Origin of the sequence: Stackebrandtia nassauensis DSM 44728, from assembly GCF_000024545.1 — a bacterium.
Taxonomy (GTDB): domain Bacteria; phylum Actinomycetota; class Actinomycetes; order Mycobacteriales; family Micromonosporaceae; genus Stackebrandtia; species Stackebrandtia nassauensis.
This window is the reverse complement of the sequence record NC_013947.1, coordinates 4,937,673-4,961,243: the sequence shown is the minus strand read 5'-3', so window position 1 is coordinate 4,961,243 and position 23,571 is coordinate 4,937,673. Positions and strand designations below refer to the sequence as shown.

At 66.6% G+C, this 23,571-nt stretch carries 20 protein-coding genes; 7 read left to right on the top strand and 13 right to left on the bottom strand.

The features are described from left to right. The first annotated feature begins 9 nt into the window (after positions 1-9). The 3 genes from SNAS_RS22995 to SNAS_RS22985 are packed head-to-tail and all read left to right on the top strand — an operon-like array spanning position 10 to position 3,080. Positions 10-1,203, top strand: coding sequence for a substrate-binding domain-containing protein (locus SNAS_RS22995; protein WP_013019867.1), 1,194 nt, complete (start codon positions 10-12; stop codon positions 1,201-1,203). Between the two features lie 3 nt (positions 1,204-1,206). Continuing rightward, a complete protein-coding gene (locus tag SNAS_RS22990) occupies positions 1,207-2,079 on the top strand; it encodes a sugar phosphate isomerase/epimerase family protein (protein ID WP_013019866.1) in 873 nt (290 codons plus the stop codon). Then, positions 2,076-3,080 carry a sugar phosphate isomerase/epimerase family protein gene (locus tag SNAS_RS22985; protein WP_013019865.1) on the top strand — a complete coding sequence of 335 codons (1,005 nt, stop codon included), beginning with the start codon at positions 2,076-2,078 and terminating at the stop codon, positions 3,078-3,080. Before SNAS_RS22990 ends, SNAS_RS22985 begins: the two co-directional genes overlap by 4 nt. 94 nt (positions 3,081-3,174) lie before the next feature. Here SNAS_RS22985 and SNAS_RS22980 read toward each other — a convergent pair whose 3' ends face one another. From SNAS_RS22980 to SNAS_RS22940, 9 genes are all read right to left on the bottom strand, one after another. Beyond that, a complete protein-coding gene (locus tag SNAS_RS22980; RefSeq protein ID WP_013019864.1) occupies positions 3,175-4,119 on the bottom strand; it encodes a carbohydrate ABC transporter permease in 945 nt (314 codons plus the stop codon). Continuing rightward, positions 4,116-5,093: a carbohydrate ABC transporter permease gene (locus SNAS_RS22975; RefSeq protein ID WP_013019863.1), complete on the bottom strand. Its 978-nt coding sequence runs from the start codon at positions 5,091-5,093 to the stop codon at positions 4,116-4,118. Before SNAS_RS22975 ends, SNAS_RS22980 begins: the two co-directional genes overlap by 4 nt. Before the next feature lie 59 nt (positions 5,094-5,152). Continuing rightward, the gene (locus SNAS_RS22970) at positions 5,153-6,499 is read right to left on the bottom strand and encodes an ABC transporter substrate-binding protein (RefSeq protein ID WP_013019862.1); all 1,347 of its coding nucleotides are present in this window, start codon (positions 6,497-6,499) and stop codon (positions 5,153-5,155) included. Between the two features lie 144 nt (positions 6,500-6,643). Beyond that, entirely contained in the window at positions 6,644-7,810 is a 1,167-nt protein-coding gene (locus SNAS_RS22965; RefSeq protein WP_013019861.1) for an ABC transporter ATP-binding protein, read from the bottom strand. A 5-nt stretch (positions 7,811-7,815) separates the two neighbouring features. Next, positions 7,816-8,637 (bottom strand): carbohydrate ABC transporter permease, encoded by an 822-nt coding sequence (locus SNAS_RS22960; protein WP_013019860.1) that lies wholly within the window; start codon positions 8,635-8,637, stop codon positions 7,816-7,818. Next, the gene (locus SNAS_RS22955; protein WP_013019859.1) at positions 8,637-9,536 is read right to left on the bottom strand and encodes a carbohydrate ABC transporter permease; all 900 of its coding nucleotides are present in this window, start codon (positions 9,534-9,536) and stop codon (positions 8,637-8,639) included. The genes SNAS_RS22960 and SNAS_RS22955 overlap by 1 nt, the downstream gene beginning before the upstream one ends. Continuing rightward, on the bottom strand, positions 9,533-10,849 hold the full coding sequence (locus tag SNAS_RS22950) for an ABC transporter substrate-binding protein (protein WP_052305111.1): 1,317 nt from the start codon (positions 10,847-10,849) through the stop codon (positions 9,533-9,535). Before SNAS_RS22950 ends, SNAS_RS22955 begins: the two co-directional genes overlap by 4 nt. Positions 10,850-10,981: 132 nt before the next feature. Next, complete coding sequence (gene otsB / locus SNAS_RS22945; protein ID WP_013019857.1) at positions 10,982-13,585, bottom strand: trehalose-phosphatase; 2,604 nt, start codon at positions 13,583-13,585, stop codon at positions 10,982-10,984. A 119-nt stretch (positions 13,586-13,704) separates the two neighbouring features. Then, entirely contained in the window at positions 13,705-15,153 is a 1,449-nt protein-coding gene (locus SNAS_RS22940; protein WP_013019856.1) for an alpha,alpha-trehalose-phosphate synthase (UDP-forming), read from the bottom strand. Between the two features lie 207 nt (positions 15,154-15,360). On the opposite strand from SNAS_RS22940, the gene ettA reads away from it, so the two are divergent. The 4 genes from ettA to SNAS_RS22920 all read left to right on the top strand — a co-directional run bounded on the left by ettA (position 15,361) and on the right by SNAS_RS22920 (position 18,919). Continuing rightward, positions 15,361-17,037, top strand: a complete 1,677-nt coding sequence (gene ettA, locus SNAS_RS22935) for an energy-dependent translational throttle protein EttA (RefSeq protein ID WP_013019855.1) — start codon at positions 15,361-15,363, stop codon at positions 17,035-17,037. Next, positions 17,034-17,435 carry an acyl-CoA thioesterase gene (locus tag SNAS_RS22930; RefSeq protein ID WP_144300836.1) on the top strand — a complete coding sequence of 134 codons (402 nt, stop codon included), beginning with the start codon at positions 17,034-17,036 and terminating at the stop codon, positions 17,433-17,435. Before ettA ends, SNAS_RS22930 begins: the two co-directional genes overlap by 4 nt. Positions 17,436-17,440: 5 nt before the next feature. Beyond that, positions 17,441-18,037, top strand: a complete 597-nt coding sequence (locus tag SNAS_RS22925) for a DUF8185 domain-containing protein (protein WP_013019853.1) — start codon at positions 17,441-17,443, stop codon at positions 18,035-18,037. 243 nt (positions 18,038-18,280) lie between these two features. Next, positions 18,281-18,919: a type III secretion system chaperone family protein gene (locus SNAS_RS22920; protein WP_013019852.1), complete on the top strand. Its 639-nt coding sequence runs from the start codon at positions 18,281-18,283 to the stop codon at positions 18,917-18,919. 98 nt (positions 18,920-19,017) lie between these two features. Here the strand turns inward: SNAS_RS22920 and SNAS_RS22915 are convergent, their stop codons facing one another. The 4 genes from SNAS_RS22915 to SNAS_RS22900 all read right to left on the bottom strand — a co-directional run bounded on the left by SNAS_RS22915 (position 19,018) and on the right by SNAS_RS22900 (position 23,502). Then, positions 19,018-20,484 (bottom strand): M1 family metallopeptidase, encoded by a 1,467-nt coding sequence (locus tag SNAS_RS22915; RefSeq protein ID WP_013019851.1) that lies wholly within the window; start codon positions 20,482-20,484, stop codon positions 19,018-19,020. A gap of 74 nt (positions 20,485-20,558) precedes the next feature. Then, positions 20,559-21,011 (bottom strand): globin, encoded by a 453-nt coding sequence (locus SNAS_RS22910; RefSeq protein ID WP_013019850.1) that lies wholly within the window; start codon positions 21,009-21,011, stop codon positions 20,559-20,561. Positions 21,012-21,072: 61 nt separating this feature from the next. Then, the gene (locus SNAS_RS22905) at positions 21,073-22,386 is read right to left on the bottom strand and encodes an MFS transporter (protein ID WP_013019849.1); all 1,314 of its coding nucleotides are present in this window, start codon (positions 22,384-22,386) and stop codon (positions 21,073-21,075) included. Positions 22,387-22,497: 111 nt separating this feature from the next. Next, positions 22,498-23,502, bottom strand: coding sequence for a mechanosensitive ion channel family protein (locus tag SNAS_RS22900; protein WP_013019848.1), 1,005 nt, complete (start codon positions 23,500-23,502; stop codon positions 22,498-22,500). Between the last annotated feature and the right edge of the window lie 69 nt (positions 23,503-23,571).

Sequence of the window (23,571 nt, the reverse complement as noted above, 5' to 3'; positions counted from 1 at the left end):
AGAAACACCATGCGCTTGTTGAGAACCGCCGTGGCGGGCCTGGCGATAACCGCCATGCTGCTGACCGGCTGTACCACCGACAAACCCTCAGACGAAGCCGAAGGCAAGGACGACAAGTCCTCCGAGGGCGACTGGTTCGTCAAGGAGGACTACGAACGGCAGCTGAAACAGCGCGACGCCGAACCCGAAGGCGACGCCGACAAGCCCTACCTGCAGGCCATCGACCCCGACTGGGTCGAGACCACCGAGTACAAGAAGAAGGGCGGCGACGCCACCATCTGCTTCTCCAACGCCTCGGTGTCCAACCCGTGGCGGGTGACCGGCTGGCTCACCATGCAGGAACAGGTCAAGCAGCTGAAGAAGTCCGGTGAGATCAAGGAGTTCCGGGTCTCCGACGCCGAGGACAAGGACAACAAGCAGATCTCCGACATCGAGGCCTTCGTGGACTCCGGCGACTGCGACAGCATCATCATCTCGCCGTCCACCACCGCCACCCTCACCCCCGCGGTCAAGACCGCCTGCAAGTCCGGGGTCCCGGTGGTGGTGTTCGACCGGGGCGTCGAGACCGACTGCGCCGTGTCGTTCATCCACCCGATCGGCGGCTACGCCTACGGTGCCGACGGCGCCGAGTTCCTGGTGGACAAGCTGAAGCCCGGCTCCAAGGTGCTGGCACTGCGGATCCTGCCCGGCGTCGACGTGCTGGAGAACCGTTGGGCCGCCGCCAAACAGATCTTCAAGGACAGCGAGATCGAGGTCGTCGGCGACGAGTTCACCAAGGGCGACGGCGCCAAGATCAAGGACATCGTCACCCAGTACCTGGAACGCGGCGACGTCGACGGCATCTGGATGGACGCCGGGGACGGCGCGGTGGCCGCGCTGGAGGCCTTCGAGGACGCCGACAAGGACTACCCGGTCATGGTCGGCGAGGACGAGATCGGCTTCCTGCGCAAGTGGAAGGAAACCAAGATCACCGCGATCGCGCCGGTGTACTCCAACTTCCAGTGGCGCACCCCGGTGCTGGCCGCGGTGAAGATCCTCAACGGCGAGAAGGTCCCGAAGGAGTGGGTGCTGCCGCAGGAGCCCATCACCGAAGACAACCTGGACGAGTACCTCAAACGCAACAAGGACATGCCGAACCTGCACTACGCCAAGTTCGGCGGCGAGGACCTGCCCGGCTTCCCCGACGCCTGGAAAGACCGCTAGTCCATGAACCACCCCGTGGGCGTCAACACCTGGGTGTGGACCTCGCCGCTGACCGACGCCGCCCTGGCGGAGTTGGCGCCGAGGATCCGCGACTGGGGATTCGACGCGGTCGAGTTGCCGGTGGAGAACCCCGGCGACTTCGACCCCGGACGTGCCGCCGAGCTTCTGTCCGAACTGGACCTGAAGCCGTCGGTGGTGCTGGTGATGGGTCCGGGTCGGGAGCTGGTCGCGGCTCCCGACCCGGTCATCGAGTCCACCCAGGCATACCTGCGCCACGTCGCCGACGTGGCCGCCCGGGTGGGCTCGCCCGTCATCGCCGGTCCCGCCTACACCTCGGTGGGCCGGACGTGGCGGCTGTCGGACGCCGAACGGCGTGACTGTTACGCGCTGCTGCGCGACAACCTGCGTCCGGTACTCGACCACGCCGCCCGCCGGGGTGTCAGGCTCGCGGTGGAACCGCTCAACCGCTACGAGACCAGCCTCCTCAACACCGTCGAACAGACCCTGGACGCCCTGGCCGGACTGCCGGAGGACCAGTGTGGAATCGCGCTGGACGTGTACCACCAGAACATCGAGGAACGCGACATCCCGGCCGCGATCCGCGCCGCCTCCGGCCGGATCGCCCACGTCCAGGTGTGCGGCAACGACCGGGGCGCCCCCGGCGCCGACCACCTCGACTGGCCCGGCATCCTGGCCGCCCTGGCGGACTCCGGTTACACCGGGCCGTTGATCATCGAGTCCTTCACCGCCGACAACGCGACCATCGCCACCGCCGCCTCGATCTGGCGGCCACTGGCGACGACCCAGGACGACCTGGCGCGCGAGGGACTGGCGTTCCTGCGCGCCGCCCAGACCGAGCAAAAGGACGTGACATGACCACCCGACCCGTCACCCTGTTCACCGGCCAGTGGGCCGACATGCCGTTCGCGGAACTGTGCGAGCGGGCTGCCACCTGGGGCTACGACGGCCTTGAGATCGCCTGCTGGGGCGACCATCTGGACGTCCACGCCGCCGCCACCGACGACGCGTACCTGGCCGAGAAACGGGCCACACTGGACAAGCACGGTCTCAACGTGTGGGCGATCTCCAACCACCTGGTCGGCCAGGCCGTGTGCGACGACCCGATCGACGAACGCCACCAGGCGATCCTGCCCGCGCACCTGTGGGGCGACGGCGAACCCGAGGGGGTGCGGCAGCGCGCCGCCGAGGAGATGAAGGTGACCGCCCGGGCCGCAGCTCGGCTCGGGGTGTCCACCGTCGTGGGTTTCACCGGCTCGGCGATCTGGAAGTACGTGGCGATGTTCCCACCGGTCCCGCAGTCGACCATCGACGACGGGTACCGCGACTTCGCCGACCGCTGGAACCCGATCCTGGACGTCTTCGACGAGGTCGGGGTGCGGTTCGCCCACGAGGTGCACCCGTCCGAGATCGCCTACGACTACTGGTCGACGGTGGCCACACTGGAGGCCATCGGGCACCGGGAGGCGTTCGGCCTCAACTGGGACCCCAGCCACATGATCTGGCAGGACATCGACCCGGTGGGTTTCCTGGTCGACTTCGCCGAGCGGATCTACCACGTCGACTGCAAGGACACCCGGCGTCGCACCGGCAACGGCCGCAACGGAAGGCTGTCGTCCCACCTGCCGTGGGGCGACCCGAAGCGCGGCTGGGACTTCGTGTCCACCGGCCACGGCGACGTGCCGTGGGAGGACTGCTTCCGAACCCTCAACGCGATCGGTTACGACGGCCCGATCTCGGTGGAGTGGGAGGACGCGGGCATGGACCGGCTCGCCGGTGCCGCCGAGGCCGTCCGGTATATCCGCGACCACTGCTTCGACCCGCCCGAGTCCAGCTTCGACGCCGCGTTCGAGTCCTGACATCCGCGCCGGACGCCGAGCCGCCTGCCAGGCTCGGCGACCCCGGACACGCCGACGGCCCCGCACCCACCGGGTGCGGGGCCGTTTCGGTTCGTTATCCCTTGACGCTTCCGGCGAGCAGACCCCGCACGAAGTAGCGCTGCAGACCGAGGAACACCCCGATCGGAATCACGATCGAGATGAACGCACCGGCCGTCAGCCGCTGCCACTCGTTGCCGCGGCTTCCGGCCATGTCGGCCAGTTTCGCCGTCAGCGGCGGAGTGTCGGACGCGAACACCAACGCCACCAGCAGGTCGTTCCAGACCCACAGGAACTGGAAGATCGCCAGCGAGGCCAGCGCCGGGGTGATCAGCGGCAGCACGATCCTGCGGAAGATCGCGCCGTGGCTGGCACCGTCCACCCGCGCCGACTCGATGACCGAACCGGGCAGCTCGGACATGAAGTTGTGCAGCAGGAAGATGCCCAGCGGCAGCCCGAACGCGGTGTGGGCGAACCACACCTGCACGAACTCCCACTCGCCCTCCAGGCCCCAGGCGGGCAGCAGCTGGGTGCCGCTGACGCTGGCTCCCTCGGAGAAGAAGCTCAGCAGCGGGATCAGCGCCATCTGCAACGGCACCACCTGGAGCGCGAAGATCGCGATGAACACCCAGTCGCGGCCCTTGAACTGCACCCACGACAGCGCGTAGGCCGCCAGCGCGGCCAACGCGAGCGGGAACAGCACCGACGGCACCGTGATGATGAGCGAGTTGATGAACGACTCGGCCAGCTGGCCGGAGGAACTGGCGCCGTACAGCACCTCGTTGTAGTTCGCGATGGTCAGCTGGGCGTTGCCGCCGGTGAACATCGTCCACCAGCCGGTCGTCTTGATCTCGTTCTCCGGGCGGAACGACGAGATCAACAGTCCCGCGGTCGGCGTGGTCCACAGCAGCGCGATCACGATCGCGGTGATGCTGGCCCACGGCCGCGAGAACCGGCTGCGGGCCCGCTTGGCGAGCTCCACCGGTTCCACGTCGGGGGCCTTCTTGGCGTTGGTGCTCATTTGACCTCCCGGCGCTGACGCATGTTGCGAACCTGGTACATGATGATCGGCACGACCAGGATGAACAGCACCACGGCAAGGGCGGCGCCCCGGCCGGTCTGCTGACTCGGGAAGGACTGCGAGTACATCTCGTAGGCCAGCACCGAGGTGCCGTCGTTGCCGCCGGTCATGGTCCGCACGATGTCGAACAGCTTCAGCGAGGCGATCGACATCGTCACGATGACGACGATGATGGCCGGACGGATCGACGGAACCGTCACCCGCCAGAACATCTGCCAGGCGTTGACGCCGTCGAGCCGGGCGGCCTCGACGATCTCGGCGGGAATGCCCTTGATCGCGGCCGACAGCACCACGGTGGCGAACCCGGCCTGGATCCACACCATGACGATGATCAGGAAGAAGTTGTTCCAGAACGGGATGGCCAAAAAGTCCGTCGGGCTGCCGCCCAGCCAGACCACGATCTGGTTGAGCAGACCGATCTGGTCACCGATCTCGCGTTCGGTGTACATGAACTTCCAGATGATGGAAGCGCCCACGAACGAGATCGCCATCGGCAGGAACACCAGCGTCTTGGCCAGCGACTCGAACCGGGACCGGTCGATGAGGATCGCGTACACCAGTCCGACCGCGGTGGCCAGAAGCGGCGTGAACACCACCCACAGGGCGCTGTTGCCGACCACCTGGAGGATGTCGGGGCTGGTGAAGATCCATTCGTAGTTCTTCCAGCCCACCGCGGCCTCACCGGTCTTGTCCGTGAAGGACAGGATCGTGGTGCGGATCGCGGGGACCACGAGCCCGATTCCCACCAGCAGCAGGGTCGGTATCAGGAACACCAGTCCGGTGGTCAGGCTCTTCGGCTTGTCGGGGACGACGTTGCCGATGTAGAGGACGGCGAAGACGACGGCCAGGAACGCGAGCAGTCCCACGCCCAGCACGCCGAACTTCGGCAGTTGATCGAGAAAGTCAAAAGTCATAGGTTGTCTCCATGAAACGAAGGGGGAGGCGATGACTCGCCTCCCCCACGCGTCTCACGTCATTCGTCCCAGGACTTCTCGATCGCGTCGAGCGCGTCCTTCGACGACTTGCCCTTGATCCACTTCGTCATCTCGACGAAGAAGGACTTCGAGCCGACGTGACCGGGCATCTGGTCGGAACCGTCGAAACGGAACTCCGCTCCCTCGTCCTGGTAGAGCTCGATGACCATCTTGTTGAGCTCGTTGTCGGCGTTCTTCGGGTCGGCACCCTTGTGCGAGAAGGCCAGCGGGCCGGTCTTCAGGCGAGCGTTGACGTACAGCTCGGAGGCCAGGAACTCGCGCACCGCGTGCACCTCGGGGTCGTCGCGGAAGGCGGCGACGAACTCACCGGCACCCAGCAGCGGCTTCTCCTCGGCCTTGTTGCCCGGCAGGAAGAACGCGAACACGTCGCCGTCGGGACCGACCTTGGTGCCCTCGGGCCACTGGGCCGCGTAGAACGACGCCTGACGGTGCATGGCGCACTCGCCCTTGACGATGGGCTGGCCGCCCTCCTCGAAGGACACCTTGGCCATCGAGTCGACGTCACCGTAGCCGCCGTTGACGTAGTCCTTGTTCTTCAGGATGCCGCCGACCTTGTCCAGGGCCTTGACGATCCGCTTGTCGTTGAAGGCGATCTCGTGGTTGACCCACTTGTCGTACAGCTCGCCGCCGGACTCGCGCAGCAGCGCGTCCTCGACCCAGTCGGTGACCGGCCAGCCGGTGGCCTCACCGGACTCGATACCGGCACACCACGGCTTGACGTCGGTCTTGGCGATCTTGTCGGACACCGCCAGCAGGTCGTCCCAGGTCTCGGGGACCTCGAGGTCGTTGTCCTTGAAGTACTTGGGGGAGTACCACACCAGCGACTTGAGGCTGGCGCTCATCGGCTGGGCGTACAGCTCGTCGTCGAAGGTGCCGTACTGCAGCCAGTCCTCGCTCCAGCCCTTCTCGGCTTCCTTCACGAGCTTCTTGGAGGCCGGGACCATCTTGTCCTTGTAGCGGGCCATCAGACCCGGCTGCGGGAAGAACGCGATGTCGGGGGCCTTGCCGCCCTTCACCTTGACCTCGATCTGGGCCTCGAAGTCGTTGCTGCCGGTGTACTTGACGTCGATGCCGGTGCACTCGGCGAAGTACGCCCACGACTTCTCGTAGGCGTCGCCCTCGGCGTCGGTGATCGGCGTGTAGATCGAGACCTCGGCGTCCTTGTCCTTGAAGTCGCCGTATTTCTCGTAGCTGGCACAGTCCTTTTCCTTGTCGGAAAGGTTGCTGTCCTCTTCGGGCGCGCCACAAGCCGACACGGCCAGGGCAAGCGTCAGTGTCGAAGCCGCGATCGCGGTCAAACGTCGTTGTTTTCGGGGGGCAATCATGATGGAAAGAGTCCTGCGCCAATCAGTGAATGTCAATACGCCGTTATCAAATGTTTACGACATTGCCGCAGGACAGGAGCGAAAGACCCCACGCTTCCGAAGAAGCGTGGGGTCTTTCGTGTTACCCCTTAATAACTCGTGCGTTCAGCCCACGTGCCCGATCCGTACGCCATCGGACGGGTCGAACAACAGGGCGTCGTGCGGGTTGAAGCAGACAGTCATCTGCTCCCCCTCACGGATGTGGGCCCGGGCGTCGATCTGAGCGACGACCTGGGCACTGCCGAACCGGTCGGCGGCACCGGTGACCTCGTCGACCTGCTCCAGCTGACTGGCCGAGACCGAGTCACCCAGGTTGAAGTACGCCAGCTTGTTGGCGCCCAGCGACTCGACGATGTCGATGGTCTCGGTGAAGGTGACGTTGCCGTCGCCGGAGGCGAACTCGGGGGCCTCGAAGGCCTCCGGGCGCAGCCCGATGATGACGTCGCGGCCGGTCTTCTTGGCGTGCAGCGCCTGCTTCATCGGGTCCGACAGCGGCAGCTCGCCCAGCGGGGAGAGCACCTTGTCCTCGGCGATCGTGCCGGGGATGAAGTTGATCGTCGGGGAGCCGATGAAACCGGCCACGAACAGGTTCGACGGCCGTTCGTACAGGTCGGACGGCGAACCGATCTGCTGCGCGATACCGCCGCGCAGCACCACGATCCGGTCGCCCAGCGTCATGGCCTCGGTCTGGTCGTGGGTGACGTAGACCGTGGTGGTGGCCAGGGACTTCTGCAGCCGCGAGATCGAGGTACGCATCTGCGCCCGCAGTTTCGCGTCCAGGTTGGACAGCGGTTCGTCCATGAGGAACGCCTTGGGGTCGCGCACGATCGCGCGGCCCATCGCGACGCGCTGCCGCTGACCACCCGACAGTTCGCCGGGCTTGCGGTCCAGGAAGCCGCCCAGCTCCAGGATCTGAGCGGCGTTGTCCACCTTCTCGGCGATCTGGGCCTTGGGCATCTTGGCGATGGTCAGCGGGAACGCGATGTTGTCCCGCACCGACATGTGCGGGTACAGCGCGTAGGACTGGAACACCATCGCGATGTTGCGGTTCTGCGGCGCGCGCTCGTTCATGCGTTCGCCGTCGATGCGCAACTCGCCGCCGGAGATGTCCTCCAGCCCGGCGATCATGTTGAGCAGGGTCGACTTGCCGCAGCCCGAGGGTCCGACAAGGATCAGGAACTCCTTGTCCGCGATCGTCAGATCGATGTTTTGAATGACCTCCACGCCACCGCGGTAGCGCTTGGAGATCGAGTCGAGAACTATCTCGGCCACGAGTTTTACCCTTTCACCGCGCCAGCGGTGAGGCCGCTGACGATGCGTCGTTGGAAGATGAGGACGAAGATCACGATGGGGATCGTGATGATGACGGCCGCCGCGGCGATCGAACCGACCGGATTCTCGAACTGCGAGGCTCCGGTGAAGAACGAGATCGCCGCCGGGGCGGTGCGCGCGTTGTCCGTGGACGTCAGCGAGATCGCGAACAGGAAGTCGTTCCACACCTGAATGAAGGCCAGCACCGACGCGGTGACCACGCCCGGTGTCGCCAGCGGAACGATGACCTTGCGGAACGCCTGGAACGGCGTCGCACCATCCATCTTGGCGGCCTTCTCCAGTTCCCAGGGGATCTCCCGGAAGAAGGACTGCATGGTGTAGATCGTCAACGGCAACGCGAAGGTCACGTACGGCAGGATCAGTCCGAGCCAGGTGTTGAACAGACCCAGGTTGCGCTCGATCTCGAACAGCGGCGTCACCAGCGACACCTGCGGGAACATCGCCACCAGCAGGGCCGCGCCCAGCATGAGGTTGCGGCCGGGGAAGTTGAGCCGGGCGATCGCGTAGGCCGCGAAGGTCCCGACCAGCAGCGCGATGCCGGTGGCGATGAGCGAGATGCCGATCGAGTTGATCAGCGGCTGGAAGAACCCGCCGCTGGAGAACACGTTGACGTAGTTGTCGAAGGTCGGCTTGACGGGGAAGAAGTTGCCGTCGGTGTAGGTGCTGGGGTGCTTGAGCGACAACGAGACCAGCCACAGCACCGGGATCAGCGCGAACGCCACCACCACCGTGTTCAACAGCGACCATTGGAATTTCTTGGCCACCACTAGCGGCCTCCTTCCGGTGTCGAGGTACCGAGGCCCTTGACGAAGATGAAGGCGATGATCGCCACGGTCACGAAGATCAGCACCGACATCGTCGAACCGATGCCGAGGTTGAGACCGCTGACCAGGTTGTGATACGTGGTGATCGACACCGAGGCGGTGTCTTGGGCGCCGTTGGTGAGCACATAGATGTTGTCGTAGATGCGGAACGCGTCGAGCATCCGGAACAACAGCGCGACCAGGATCGCCGGTTTCATCAGCGGCAGCGTCACCTTGACGAAGCGCTGCCAGCGGCCGGCGCCGTCCATGGACGCGGCCCGGTGCAGCTCATCGGGCACGACCGACAGGCCCGCCAACAGCAGCAGCGCCATGAACGGGGTGGTCTTCCAGATCTCGGCGCCGATGATGATCAGCAGCGCCGGCCAGCGTTCGGTCAGCGGAGCCGAGCCCTCGGGCAGCAGCCCGGCCAGCCAGCCGGTGTCGGGTGTCCAGGCGTACTGCCAGCCGTAGGCGGCGACCACCGTGACGATTCCGTAGGGGATCAACACGGTCGTCCGCAGTAGACCCTTGGCGACGAGGGTGCGGTGCATGACGACGGCCAGACCCATGCCCAGCACCAGTTCCACCGCGACGCTGACGACCATGATGAGCATGGTGACGCCGAAGGCGGTCCACCAGTGCTCACTGGTCAGTACGGTCGCGTAGTTCGCGAAGCCCACGAATCCCTTGTCGTCGGGGAATCGCAGGTCGGAACGCTGGAACGAGGTGATGATGGACAGCAGGATCGGCCATCCGGCCACCGCCAGCATGACGATGGCGGCCGGTGCGCACAGCAGCCAGCCCAGCCGCCGTTCGGCGGCCTTGGCGTCGCTGATCGGCGCGGCCTCCTTGGTGGCGGTCACGGCAGCACCCCCTTGGATTCCAGGGCGTCGGCGATCTGTTCCCTAAGCCGCTGTTCGGTCGTCTCGGGGTCGATGGACCCCGGGGGTGACAGGATCTTTGAAGTCACTGTGGACACATTCTGGTAGACCGGGGTTACCGGACGGACGGCCGCGTTCTTGATGGCGTCCTTGATGGCGTCACGCATCGGGTACGCGTCGGCCATGCCGACCTGCGAGGTCTTGCCCTCCGGGTCGGTCACCTCCACCGTGTCGGTGGAGTCGTAGACGCTCTCGATGGTGGGCGGCAGACCGTCCTTGACGGCAGCCGTCAGCTGACTTTGCGGGTCCCGCAGGCACAGTGTCGCGTCGAAGGCCTCGTCGGGGTGCTCGGAGTAACTGCTGACGGCGAAGTTGGCGCCGCCGAGCGGAGACTTTCCGGGCCCGTCGATGCCGGGGTACGGGGCCCACTTGAAGTCCTTGGCGAACTTTGCTCCGCTGCCCTGCATGGCGGGGTACACGAACGGCCAGTTGGCCTCGCCGAACGAGGCGCCGCTCTCGACCGCGAGCCGGGCGGGGTCCTCCTGGGTGTTGGGCAGCGAGGGGTTGGCCGCGGCGGACTTGGCGAAGTCGCGCATGGTCTCCAGGGCCTTGACGGCCTCGGGACCCAGCTCGACCTTGTCGCCGTCCTCGTTGAGGAGCTTGCCGCCGGCGGACTCCACCATGGAGTTGAACCACACGACGAGACCCTCGTACTGGGCGCCGGTGACCTCGAAGTAGTGCGGCTTGTCCTCGGACTTCAGCTTCTCGGCCACGTCGATCAGCTCCGACCACGTTGTCGGGGCCTCGGGCACCAGATCCGAGCGGTACCACAGCAACTGGACGTTGGAGTTGTACGGGGCGGCGTAGAGCTCGTCCTCGTACATGGCCGTCTGCAGCGGCCCTTCCAGGACGCCCTCGGTGGCTTCGGCGGCCTTGTCCTTGGGCCACGGCCGGATCCACTTCGCCGAGGCGAGCTCGGCGGTCCAGGTGACGTCGAGACCGAGAACGTCCATTCCGGAGTCCTCGGCCGCCAGTCGGCGAACCATCTGTTCGCGCTGACCGTCGGCGCCGCGGGGCAGCGTGTGGAGCTTGATGTCGTAAGCCCCGTCCGCCTCCTTATTACACCTGTCGACAATTTGTTGCAGGTTCTGTTGCGGGGCGTTGTAGAGATTGATTGTCACTCCGCCGTCATCGCCGCTACTACATCCACTGAGGAGCGGGACTACCCCGGCGATCGCCAGGGCGGCGCAGCACAGAGTTCTTCCTTTTGTTCCAATGTGCGGCGTTTTTGTCACAGGACGAGGGTGGTGGCTTGAAACACGAATGTCAATACGCCGTTATCAAATATTTACGACGAAATTCGGGTCCGGACAAGGAGTCCGGACCCGAATACAATGAATATTTATTATGGATTGTCCATAATGGCGTTAATTGCGGTCGAGCTGATCCAGCAATAGCGCCAGCCGGATGAATCCGAGGTGCGAGTACGCCTGCGGATGGTTGCCCAGACCGCGCTCGGCGATCGGGTCCCACTCCTCGGCCAGCAGCCCGGTCGGCCCGGCGCACTTGAGGATCTGCTGGTACAGCTCCTCGGCGTCGGTGATGCGTCCGATCAGCAGATACGCCTCGGCCAGCCAGGACGCGCACAGGATGAATCCGCCCTCGGTGCCCGGCAGCCCGTCGTCCTTGCGGTAGCGGTAAACCGTGGGCCCGCTGCGCAGGCTCGCCTCGATCGCGTTGATGGTCTTCGTGAACCGCGGGTCGTCGGCCGGAAGCAGCCCCGACATCCCGATCCACAGCGAGGCCGCGTCCAGGTCGGTGTCGCCGTAGGCGGCGGTGTAGGCGCCGACGTCCTCGTGCCAGCCCAGCTCGATGACGTTGTCGGCGATGGTCTGCCGCAACGGTTCCCAGGACGGCTTGGCCTTCAGACCGTAGTTCTCGCACAGCTTCAGCGCCCGGTCGACGGTCATCCAGCACATCACCTTGGAGTACACGTGGTGGCGCGGCGCCTGCCGCTCCTCCCACACCCCGTGGTCGGGTTCGTGCCAGCGACGCTCGACGGCGTCCACCATGGACGTGATGACCTTGCCCTCGAACTCGGTGACGCTGCCGCGCCGCTCGGCGACGGCCGCGACCAGATCCGCGACCGGACCGAACACGTCCAGCTGCACCTGCCGGTTGGCGGCGTTGGAGACCCGCACCGGCCGGGAACCGGCGTAGCCGGGCAGCGAGTCGATGACGGCCTCGGGGCCCAGCGGCATCCCGTCGATGGTGTACAAGGGCGCCAACCACTCCGGGTGACCGCCGGTGCGTTCCACGACCCCGGCCACCCACTCGAAGAAGCCGGTCGCCTCGTCGAGCGAACCGAGGTCCACAAGGGCCCGCGCGGTCATGGAACCGTCCCGCAGCCAGCAGAAGCGGTAGTCCCAGTTGCGCACGCCGCCGAGGTGCTCGGGCAGCGAGGTGGTCGCCGCGGCCATGATGCCGCCGGTGGGCTCGTGGCACAGGCCCTTCAGCGTCAGGGCGCTGCGCGCCACCATGTCCGGGTCACGGCCCGGCAGGGTCAGGTGCTTCACCCAGTCGCGACGGGGCGCCTCGGTGGCCTCCCAGCGGGCGGTGGCCTGGTCGTCGTGCGCGGCGACACTGTCGGAACCGCAGCGCAGTTCCAGCACCAGCGGCTCGTCGTACTCGGACAGGTCAACGGTGGCCTTGGCGGTGTCGTGCTCGCCGTCGGAGACGATCTTCCACTCGACGCCCGGCGAGCGCAACGCGATGGGTTCGTTGCCGCCCAACACGAGTACGCCGTCGCCCAGCGGCTGCAACCGCACCTGGGTCTGCCCGAACTCGGGCCGGGGCGCGAACTCGATCCGGGTCGGCACCCGGCCCGCCAGGGTGCGCACCAGCACGGTGGAGTGGGCGTCGCCGCCCTGCAACGGGGTGGCGTCCAGCCAGTCGGTGACCGTCAGCCCGGCCCACTTGGTCTCCACGGTCATGGTGCCGGGGATGTAGCGCTGGCTCAGCGTCATCCCGGCGTCGACGGGGGACACGGAGAAGTGCCCGGCGGGGGTGCCGCCCAGCAGGTCGGCGAAGACGGCGCCGGAGTCGGGGCGGGGGTGGCACATCCAGGTGATGCGTGCGTCGGGGGTGACCAGGGCGCAGTTGGCGCCGTCGGCCAGCATCGAGTGCCGCTCGATCAGCTGCGCGTCCTCGCCGTGCAGCCAGCTGGAACGGATCTCCACCAGCGTCGCCAGCAGCTGCGCGACCTCGAGGGTGCCGTTGACGCGGTAGGCGGCCCGGCTTTGGCCAGGACCGACCCGCACCCCGATGTCGGGTCCGTGCAGGGAGGCGAAGGCGTTCTCGTCGGTGATGTCGTCACCGATGAACAGCACCGCCGAGGCACCCAGCTGCTGCCGCAGGTCGTCGAGCGCGTTGCCCTTGTGCCGGGTCACGACCGACAGGTCGACGACCTCCTTGCCCTCGGTGACCTGCACTCCGTCCCAATTGGCCGGTCCCGACTTCACCTCGGTGATGACCTTGGCCGCGGTGGCCCGGTCGAGTTCCCGGGTGTGCAGGGCGGCACCGGCGGGTTTGAGCTCGATGCGCACACCCTCGTGGATGTCCGCGATGGAGTTGAGCGCCTCGATGATCTTGTTGCGCAGACTCAGTTGTTCGGCCGACAGGGCCCGGGTGAACCCGATGTCGAACTCGGAACCGTGGCTTCCGACCAGGTGCACTTCACTGGGAAGCCGGGACAGCGCCGCCAGGTCGCGCAACGCGCGCCCGGAGATGACCGCCACCTTGGTCTGGGACAGATTGGCCAGGGCCCGCAAGGCCGTCACCGACTCCACGCGCGGCGTCGCCGTCGACGGGTCGGTCACGATCGGCGCCAGGGTGCCGTCGTAGTCGCAGGCGACCAGCAACTGCGGCACCCGCGCGATCTTGGTCAGCGCGGTGCGCAGTTCGGCGTCGAACGCCGTGCCGCCGGAGGCTTTGCCGTCCATAGGCGCGGCGGTCGGAACGATGTGATTCATACGAATGCTTTCCCAGGAGCGTGACGAATTTAGACGATCAGGTTAAGACCCGCAGCATGTCCGGTCGCCGCCGCGTCGGTGCGACGGCACTATCCAAGTCTCTCCTAACAGGGCCCGGATTATGTCGTGAACGTTTCGCGAATTTTGCCGGAATTGTACGCGGTGGCCGTTTCGGGCACGCCGAGCGCGGTGAGAAAACCGCGTGCCCAATGTTTCACATCATGACCGCGCAGGTGACGGCGCATCGCACGCATTCGCTTGCGACGATCCGATTCCGGAGCCTGGATCGCGCGCAGCAGTCCGGCCTTCACCTCGTCCAGATCATGTGGATTCACCTGGTAAGCCTGTTTCAGGTCGGAGGCCGCGCCGGTGAACTCCGACAGCACCAGCGCCCCGTCGCCGTCGGGCCGCGAGGACACGTACTCCTTGGCGACCAGGTTCATGCCGTCGCGCAGCGGGGTCACCACCATGACGTCGGCGACCCGGTACAGGGCCGCCAGTTCGGCGCGATCGTAGGACTGGTGCAGATAGTGGATGGCCGGCAGGCCCACCTGCCCGAAGTCGCCGTTGATCCGTCCGACCTCACGCTCCACACTGGAGCGAAGGGTGCGGTAGTGCTCGACCCGTTCGCGGCTGGGCGTGGCGACCTGGACCATCACGGTCTCGGGTACCGCCAGCCGCCCCTCCGACAGCAGCTCCCGGTACGCCTTGAGCCGGTGCTCGATGCCCTTGGTGTAGTCGAGCCGGTCCACGCCCAGGATGATGTTGCGCGGATCACCCAACTCGGCGCGGATCTCCTTGGCGCGCCGGGTCACCTTCTCACTGGCCGCCAGTTCCTCGACACTGGCGGTGTCGATGGAGATCGGGAACGACTCCACCTTCACCTCGCGGTCGTCCACCATCACCGAATGGCCCTTGGGCTTCATGTCGAGCAGGTGGCGGGTCAGGCGCAGGAAGTTCTGGGCCCCAAGCGGTTGCTGGAAACCGATGACGTCGGCACCAAGGAGGCCGTGCAGGATCTCCAGCCGCCTCGGCAGCTGCATGAACAACTCCACCGGCGGGAACGGGATGTGCAGGAAGAACCCGATGCGCACGTCCGGCCGCAGCCGACGCAGCATCGCGGGCACCAGCTGCAACTGGTAGTCCTGCACCCACACCACCGCGCCGCGCGCCGCCACCGACGCGGCCCGCTCGGCGAACCGGGCGTTGACGCGCTCGTAGCTGGTCCACCAGCGCCGCCGGAAGATCGGCTGTTCCACCGCGTCGTGGTACAGCGGCCACAGCGAGGCGTTGGAGAAGCCCTCGTAGTAGTTGCGCAGTTCCTCGTCGTCCAAGGGGATCGGGTGCAGCCGCATATCGTCCAAAGTGAAGGGATCGATATGGCTGGAGTCGCCGGACCAGCCGATCCAGGTGCCCTTCTCGGCGGCCTGCAACACCGGCTGCAACGCCGTGACCAGGCCACCCGGGCTGCGCCGCCACTCGGTGGTCCGGCCGTCCTCGGCGACGATCCGGTCCACCGGCAGCCGGTTGGCCACTACGACAAAAGCACTGCCCTCGGAACCTGACATAGCGCACCCTCCGTCGTACAACTGTTGCCAATAAGGTTACGGTGAGATGCGGGATCGCGCGCAAGCGGTTACGGGCCGTTCGCTCGCCCCACCGGGGACACCCGGATGCGATCGAACGGACAGCCGACGGCCCCGGCAAACAGGGCTCACGAAGCGCTTTGCGAAGATAGTCGGCGGCAAATTTTCGGACACTCGTCGAGGGATGGCATGGCCAACTTCATCTACACCATGGAAAAGGCGCGTCGTGCGCACGGGGACAAGGTCGTCCTCGACAATGTGACGCTGTATTTCCTGCCCGGGGCAAAGATAGGTGTCGTCGGCCCCAACGGCGCCGGTAAGTCCAGCCTGCTGAAGATCATGGCCGGACTCGACCACGTCTCCAACGGCGATGCCAAACTCATGCCCGGCTACACCGTGGGCATGCTCCAACAGGAACCGCCGCTGGACGAGACCAAGACCGTCCTGGGCAACATCGAGGCCGCCGTCGCCGAGACCAAGGGCAAGCTGGCCCGCTTCAACGAGATCGCCGAACAGCTGGCGACCGACTACACCGACGAGCTCATGGAGGAGATGGGCAAGCTCCAGGAGGAGCTGGACCACTCCGACGCCTGGGACCTGGACTCCAAACTGGAGCAGGCCATGGACGCGCTGCGCTGTCCGCCCGGCGACGAGGCCGTCACCCACCTGTCGGGTGGTGAGCGCCGCCGGGTCGCGCTGTGCAAACTGCTGCTGGAGGCCCCCGACCTGCTGCTGCTCGACGAGCCCACCAACCACCTGGACGCCGAGAGCGTGCTGTGGCTGGAGCAGCACCTGGCCGCCTACGCCGGGACCGTTGTGGCCATCACCCACGACCGGTACTTCCTGGACCACGTCGCCGACTGGATCCTGGAGCTCGACCGGGGCCGCACCCACCCCTACGAGGGCAACTACTCCACCTACCTGGAGAAGAAGGCCGAGCGGCTGGCCGTCGAGGGACGCAAGGACGCGAAGCTGCAGAAGCGCCTCAAGGACGAGCTGGACTGGGTGCGCTCCAACGCCAAGGCCCGCCAGACCAAGTCCAAGGCGCGGCTGGGCCGCTACGAGGAGATGGCCACCGCCGCCGAGCAGACCCGCAAACTCGACTTCGAGGAGATCCAGATCCCGCCGGGCCCGCGACTGGGCAACACCGTCATCGAGGTCGAGAACCTCGTCAAGGGCTTCGACGGCCGGACCCTCATCAACGACCTGAGCTTCTCGTTGCCGCGCAACGGCATCGTCGGCATCATCGGTCCCAACGGCGTCGGCAAGACCACGCTGTTCAAGACCATCGTGGGCATGGAACAGCCCGACTCCGGCAAGGTCCGGGTCGGCGAGACCGTCCAGCTGTCCTATGTCGACCAGTCGCGTGAGGGCCTCGAGGGCTCCAAGACCGTGTGGGAGGTCGTCTCCGACGGCCTGGACTACCTGATGGTCGGCAAGGTCGAGATGCCCTCGCGCGCCTACGTCGCCGCCTTCGGCTTCAAGGGCCCCGACCAGCAGAAGCCCACCAAGGTGCTGTCCGGCGGCGAGCGCAACCGGCTCAACCTGGCGCTGACCCTCAAGCAGGGCGGCAACGTGCTGCTGCTGGACGAGCCGACGAACGACCTCGACGTCGAGACCCTGTCCTCACTGGAGAACGCGCTGCTGGACTTCCCCGGCTGCGCCGTGGTCATCTCCCACGACCGGATGTTCCTCGACCGGGTCGCCACCCACATCCTCGCGTGGGAGGGCACCTCCGAGGAGGACCCGAAGTGGTTCTGGTTCGAGGGCAACTTCGAGGCCTACGAGAAGAACAAGATCGACCGGCTCGGCCCCGAGGCCGCCAAGCCGCACCGGGTCACCCACCGGAAGCTGACGCGCGACTGATGGCCAGATTCACCTACCGGTGCCCGCTGCGCTGGAGTGACCTCGACGCGTTCGGGCACGTCAACAACGCGCGCTTCCTCACGCTGTACGAGGAAGCGCGCGTGGCGCTGTTCTTCAACGTGGCCAAGGAAAGCGGCATGGTTTTCGAGGAGGGTGTCGTCATCGCCCGCCACGAGATCGACTACAAACGCCCGGTCGACTACGTCGAGTCCGTGCGCGTCGAGATGTGGGTCGGCGAGATCAGCAACTCGTCCTTCACGATCCTGTACGAGATGTTCGACGAGGACGCGCTGGTCAGTTCCGCCAAGTCGGTCGCGGTCATGTACGACCTGGAGGCCCGCCGCCCGCGGCGGGTCCGCGCCGAGGAACGCGAGTACCTGGAAACCTGGCAGGGCTGAGCACCGTGTTCGCCACCGAGACACCCGACGACGTGCGGGTGTTCTGCACGCGTGCCCGCCGGCTCGACCCCGGCGCGCTGGTCCGGCTGCGGCCCGGCGGTCCCGGCCGCGCCGAACTGTGGACGCTGCTGCCGTTCACGGTCCTGGCCAACCTGACCGTGCCCGGCACCGCCGAGGCCGACGCCACCGTGCGCGCCGACGCGCTGGTGGCCTGGCTGGACGGCGGCGCCGAACCCGGCCGCGCCGACCAGCAGTGGCGCGGCGCGCTGCCCACCGACCGGGGCGAGGTGCTGGAGGAACTGCCCGCCGCCGACTGCCGTCGCATCGGCGAGGCCGCCGCGGCCACCCTCAAGGAGGCGCGCGGCAAGGGTGTCGGCGACCGGCGGCTGCGCGACGCGCTGCTGGACCAGGTGGTGCTGCACGTCGAGGCCGACGGCACCCGACACGAGGTCCCGCTGCGGCTCATGATCGGGCTGTTGCGGATGGGCTTCGCGGGGCAGGACTCCGCCACGGTGCGGGTCCGGCGCTCGGGTAGCCGCCTGGGGCTGGAGGGAATCGCGGGCGCGGTATGGGGTCCGGCACCGGGTCTGGCCTTGCGTTAACGCCGCGTGCACCTACCGGGTATCCCATAACCGGTCGGTAAGGTCCGACGGTCGGTCGAGTCCATTGTCCGAACGGTCGGGTTTGGTGTCCGACCGTAGCGAACCAGGGCTTCTTCCCTGGTGAACCCCAGGTATTCGCGAGTAGTTTCGGGCCAGCGCGACTTCCGGTACACACGACCGGCCGCGCCGAACGCGTCCGAGGGGGGCGCGAACAACCACCGACTTACGGGAGGGGTCCAACACATGGCCTGGTGGAGGAAACGACCGGAGACCCGCGCCAGCGGCTACGACGACGCCAAGCGTCGCGAACCGCAGCCCGCCGCGATCCCGGCACCCCGCGAGGAGATGACCACCCCGTCGAACCCCGACGACCGCTGGGACATCATCAAGCAGGACCTCATCGCCCTCGACCCCGACTTCTTCAACGACCTGGAACAGTTGACGGACGAGGTCCCGACCCAGAAGTCGGCCGAGCTGACCGACGAGCGGCTGATCGCCTCGCTGCGTCGCCTCAACATCCGCTACCTCGTCGACGAGGCGGGAGCGCTGCTGGCCATGTGGGAACGCCACGTCGTGCAGATCCGTCGCGAAGGCCCCGCCGGGGAGATCCTGGTGCTGCGGGCCCGCGCCTACTCGACGCTGCCCGCGGAGTGGAACGACCGCGCCTTCCGCGCCGTCAACGAGTGGAACCGCACCCGCCGGTTCCTCAAGGCCTACGTCGGCGAACCCACCGAGTCGGGCTCCGTCCCGCTGTACGGCGAGACCCAGGTCCCGCTGCGCCCCGGCGTCCCCGACGACCTGCTGGACGAGTTCGTCGACTGCGCCGCCGCCGTGTCGGGCGCCTACATCGACTGGCTGCACGGCGAAGCCGGGATCCTGTAACCGGCTTCGACCCCCACGACAACTACACACCCCCCAAAGAAGAAGATCGGCGCTCAGCCCATCCCCCTGGAGCTGAGCGCCGATCTTCTGTCCGCTGTCTATTTCTTCTTCTTGTCCTTCTTGTCCTTGGGCGTCTTGGCCGAGTCCAGCCAGCTGTCGAAGAACTTTGTCAGGTCCTTGCCGGTGTGCTCGTTGGCGAAGCCGACGAAGTCCTCGCGGGTGACCGACTTGTTCTCGTGGGCGGCCACCCAGGCCCCCAGGAGCTCGTCGACCTTGTCGCGGCCGCCGATCTGGTCGCCCAGTTTGATGAGCATCAGCGCCGGGCACACGTAACTGTTGCTGCTGGCGAAGGCGTTGGGGTCGGGGTCGCCGGGCGGGCCGTGCTGGGTACGCAGGTCCTGGTCCTGGGCCTCGAAGGCCTTCTCGACGTCCTTGGCGGTCTGCATGCCCTGGTCGACCAGCCACATCTGCTCCGCGTAGGTGGCCGGGCCCTCGTTGATCCACAGGCCGGTCCAGTCCAGCGGGGTGACGGTGTCGCCGAACCACTGGTGCGCCAGTTCGTGCACCACCACCGACTCGCTGGCCTCGGGGCCGCCCATGCCGACGGCGCCCGACAGCGTGATCATCTGCTGGGTCTCCATACCGGACTCACCGCCGACCAGCACCAGGCCCGCCGAGTCGAACGGGTAGGGGCCGTACAGCTTCTCCAGGTACTCGATCATCTCGGGCATCTTCTTCAGCGACGCCTCCCACTCGGCGTACTGCGGCGGGATCCACGCCGTCACCGGCAGATCGCCGGGGCCCTCCATCTCGACCATCTCGTACTTGTCGACGGCGATCGTGGTCAGGTAGCTGGCGACCGGGTCCGAAGAGGACCAGCTGTAGGTGTTGCCCTTCTTGCCCTCGAAGGTGCCGCTGGCGACACCCGCGTAGCCCTCGGGCACGGTGACCTCGAAGTCGTACATGGCCTCGTCGGAGGGGTGGTCGTTGACGGGATACCAGGTCAGGGCGCCGTGCGGTTCCTGGAACGCCCACAGTTCGCCGTTCTGGCCGACCGAGGCCCCCAGGCCCTCGGCCATGTCGCCGCGCTCGGCCGGGGCGTCCACGAGCTCGGGGGTGCCCTTGTAGGTCACCTCGACCTCGACGTTGCGGTCCTTCTTGAGTCCGGTGTCGACGGTCAGGTCCCACTCGTTCAGGTCGAAGTCGGTCTTCTTGCCGTCGACGGTGAGGTTGCTGATCTCCATGGCGTCGGAGAAGTCAAGCGCCAGTTCGGAAGCGTCCTCGACCGGGCGGATCGTCAACCGCACCAGGCCCGACAGCGTCTTCTTCTCGGGGGAGTAGTCCAGCTCCATGCCGTAGTGGAGGACGTCGATGTTTTCGTGTCCGTAGTCCGGGTACATGGGGTCGGTCACCGGTTCGCTCTTGCCGGCCTCCAGGTCCTCCTTCGCGGCCTCCGGGGGGCCGTCGGAGGACTCGCTCTCCAGCTTGCCGGTCTGTCCGCATCCGGCCACGAGCACGGCCGTGGTAACACCGGCAACCGCGATTACACCCAATCGTGGATTCATGTGGCGCAAGTCTAAGCGACCTCGACAAACGGCCGGAGCCGACGAGGTCTCGATTCAATGACGGCCGAGCAGGCTTACTGCGCGCTGTTCACCATGAAATGCGCGGCCCGCTCCAGGTAGTCCCACAGGATCGCGTCCAGCTCGGGGGCCAGCTCGAGGCTGTCGACGGCCTTGCGCATGTGAAGCAGCCAGGCGTCGCGTTCGGCCGGGCCGATCGTGAACGGCGCGTGCCGCATCCGCAGACGCGGGTGGCCGCGCTGCTCGGAGTAGGTGCGCGGGCCGCCCCAGTACTGCTCCAGGAACATCCGCAGCCGCTCGGCGGCCGGGCCCAGGTCGGCCTCGGGGTACATGGGCCGCAGCACCGGGTCGTCGGCCACACCCTCGTAGAACACGTCAACGAGACGCGTGAACGTGGCGGAGCCACCGACGGCCTCGTAGAAGTTCTCACGCGGGGGTTCGGCGGGTGCCGGGCTCAGCGAGAGACTGGTGGCGTCGGTCGTGGTTTGCCGTGCGGTGTCTGCGGGCATCTCTATATGGTGCCAAGTCGTTCGGGCAAAGGAAAAGGCAACGCGTCTGGAGTCACACCGCTCATGCGCCACCAGCCTGCTTCGCGGGCTCCGCCGGGGGCGACGCGGCGGCCACCGCGTCGTCGAATTCGCTGCTCGCGGGCCAGAAGACCAGGAGACCGCCCACGACTATCGTTCCCGCCACACCCCAGGCGCCGACGGTGTGCGCCACGGACAGTCCCAGCTTCGTCAGCGCCCCGATCGACACCACCGCGATGCCCTGGATCAGCATCATGCCGCTTTGCATGACGCTGAACGCCCGGGCCCGGTAGCCGTCCGGGACCGCCTTGACGAAGATCGCGTTCAGCGGCGACAGCGAGGCCATCGTCAGGTTGCACACGACCGCGATCACCACGACCATCGTTCCCGAGGGCTCGAACAACGCGGGCACCAAAGCCAAGGGCGCCAGGAAGACCAGGGGGCGGATGAGTTTGCGTCGCAGGTTCGGTGGCGTGAACCGGGTGAACACCACCGAGGAGACGATCGCGGCGATCGGGGCCGAGGCCATGATCACTCCCTGGAGCACCGCGGTGCCGCCCACCTCGTGGGCCCACGGCGCCGCGGCACCCTCGGGAATGATCGTGAACATGATGGTGGTGAACACCACCAGTGCGATGATGCGCAGGATCCGGTTGCCGAACACCAGCTTGAAACCGGCGGCGGTCTCGGCGAAGATGTTCTCGCGCGGCTCCCCGTTGGTGACGGGCGGCCGCTTCTTGACGAAGATCAGCAGCACCACGCCCGACAGCGCGAAGGCACCGGCGTTGATGAACAACGCGATGTCGGGGTTGATGGCGGCGATGACGCCGCCGAGGAAGTAACCGGCCAGCTGGGCCGACTGGTTGAGCGTCAGGTACACCGACAACGCCAGCGTCAGCGCGTCGCCCTCCACCAGCCGGGGCATCATCGCCGAGCGGGCCGACTGGTAGGCCGGTTCCACCATGGCGGCGGCGAACACCAGCACCAGCATGAACGGCAGCGCGACGGCGGTCTCGATCGGCAGGACCGCGATCACCCCGACCAGTCCGATGAAGATCATCCGCAGGAAGTCCGACACCACCATCGTGGTGCGGTAGGACATCCGGTCGGCCAGCGCCGCCAGCAGCTGCGCCGGGCCCAGGTACGGGGCGTAGGTGATCGCGAAGGTCCCGGTGGCCAACAGCGGCGAGTTGGTGTTGTTGTAGACCAGGAAGGTCACGGCGACCCGGGCGAGCATGCTGCCCGCCTTGGACACCGCGAACGACGCGAACAGCGCCGTCAGTTCGGCGGAGGCGAACACCTCACGATAGGTCGCGGGGCGTTCGCCGGCCGCCTCGGACCTGGAATCGTTTGTCACCGCCGGGGTGTCCTTCCGAAAAGGGGACGTCCTGTGCCACCCCAGTTTGCCCGATCAGATGAGGGCTGTGTCAACCGGATGGCCAATGAAATCGGCTGAACCGGTGAGGTGTCAAGCTCCCGGGGTCGGTGACCTGGGCACGAAGATGCGTCCCGCGGTCAGCTCACTGGCGATTCCCGATTCCCGCAGGGCATGCGAGATCCGGCGGCGCAGTTCGCGACCGATCGCCCACTGCTCCTCGGAGTCGACCTTGAGCACCACCCGGAACACCGTGGCGTCCACGTTCATGTCGACGACACCCTGAACGTCGGGTTCCTCCAAAACGTACTCTCCCCACTCGGGGTCCTCGTTGAACGTGACGGCGGCCTGGGTGATCACCTCGTTGGCGGCGTCCACGTCGACGGACGGCCCCAACGGCAGGTCCAGCACGATGTTCGCCCAGCTCTGCGACTGGTTTCCCACCCGGATGATCTCACCATTGCGGACGTACCACAGTGTCCCCTGCAGGTCCCGCAACGTCGTGACCCGCAGGCCCACCACCTGCACCACACCCACGGCCTCGCCCAGGTCGACGCTGTCGCCGACGCCGTACTGGTCCTCCATGATCATGAAGAGCCCGGAGATGACGTCCTTGACCAGCGCCTGGGCGCCGAAACCGATCGCCAGCCCCGCGACCCCGGCACTGGCCAGTATCGGCCCGATGTTGATGTCCAGTTCCGACAGGATCAGCAGGAACATGATCACGTAGATCAGCCAGGACACCAGACTGCGGAACAGCGAGCCGATGGTCTCGGCGCGCTGCTTGCGGCGGTCGCCCAGCAACTCCTCGGTGTCGGAGTCGGCCATCAGGTTGGGAACCCGCTCGCGGAACGGCTTCAGGATCGTGGGCGGCTTGCCCTCGGCGGTCACCCGCGTCAGCCGTTTGATGCCCCGGTTGATCAGTCCACGGGCCAGCAGGCAGATCCCGATGATCGCCAATATCCGCAGCGGCTTGAAGAACAGCACGTCCGCGCTCTCGGACAACCACATGTTCCCGGTCAGGTTCCACACCAGGGCGCAGGCGGTACCGGATTCGTCGGCACACGGGGGCCCTTTTTCGATCAAGGCGGTCAGCACGACATCGTTCCTATCTCATGCCGGACCCCGAGCAGGGAATGGGGTGGGCGGCCAGCTGGTTTTTGTGGG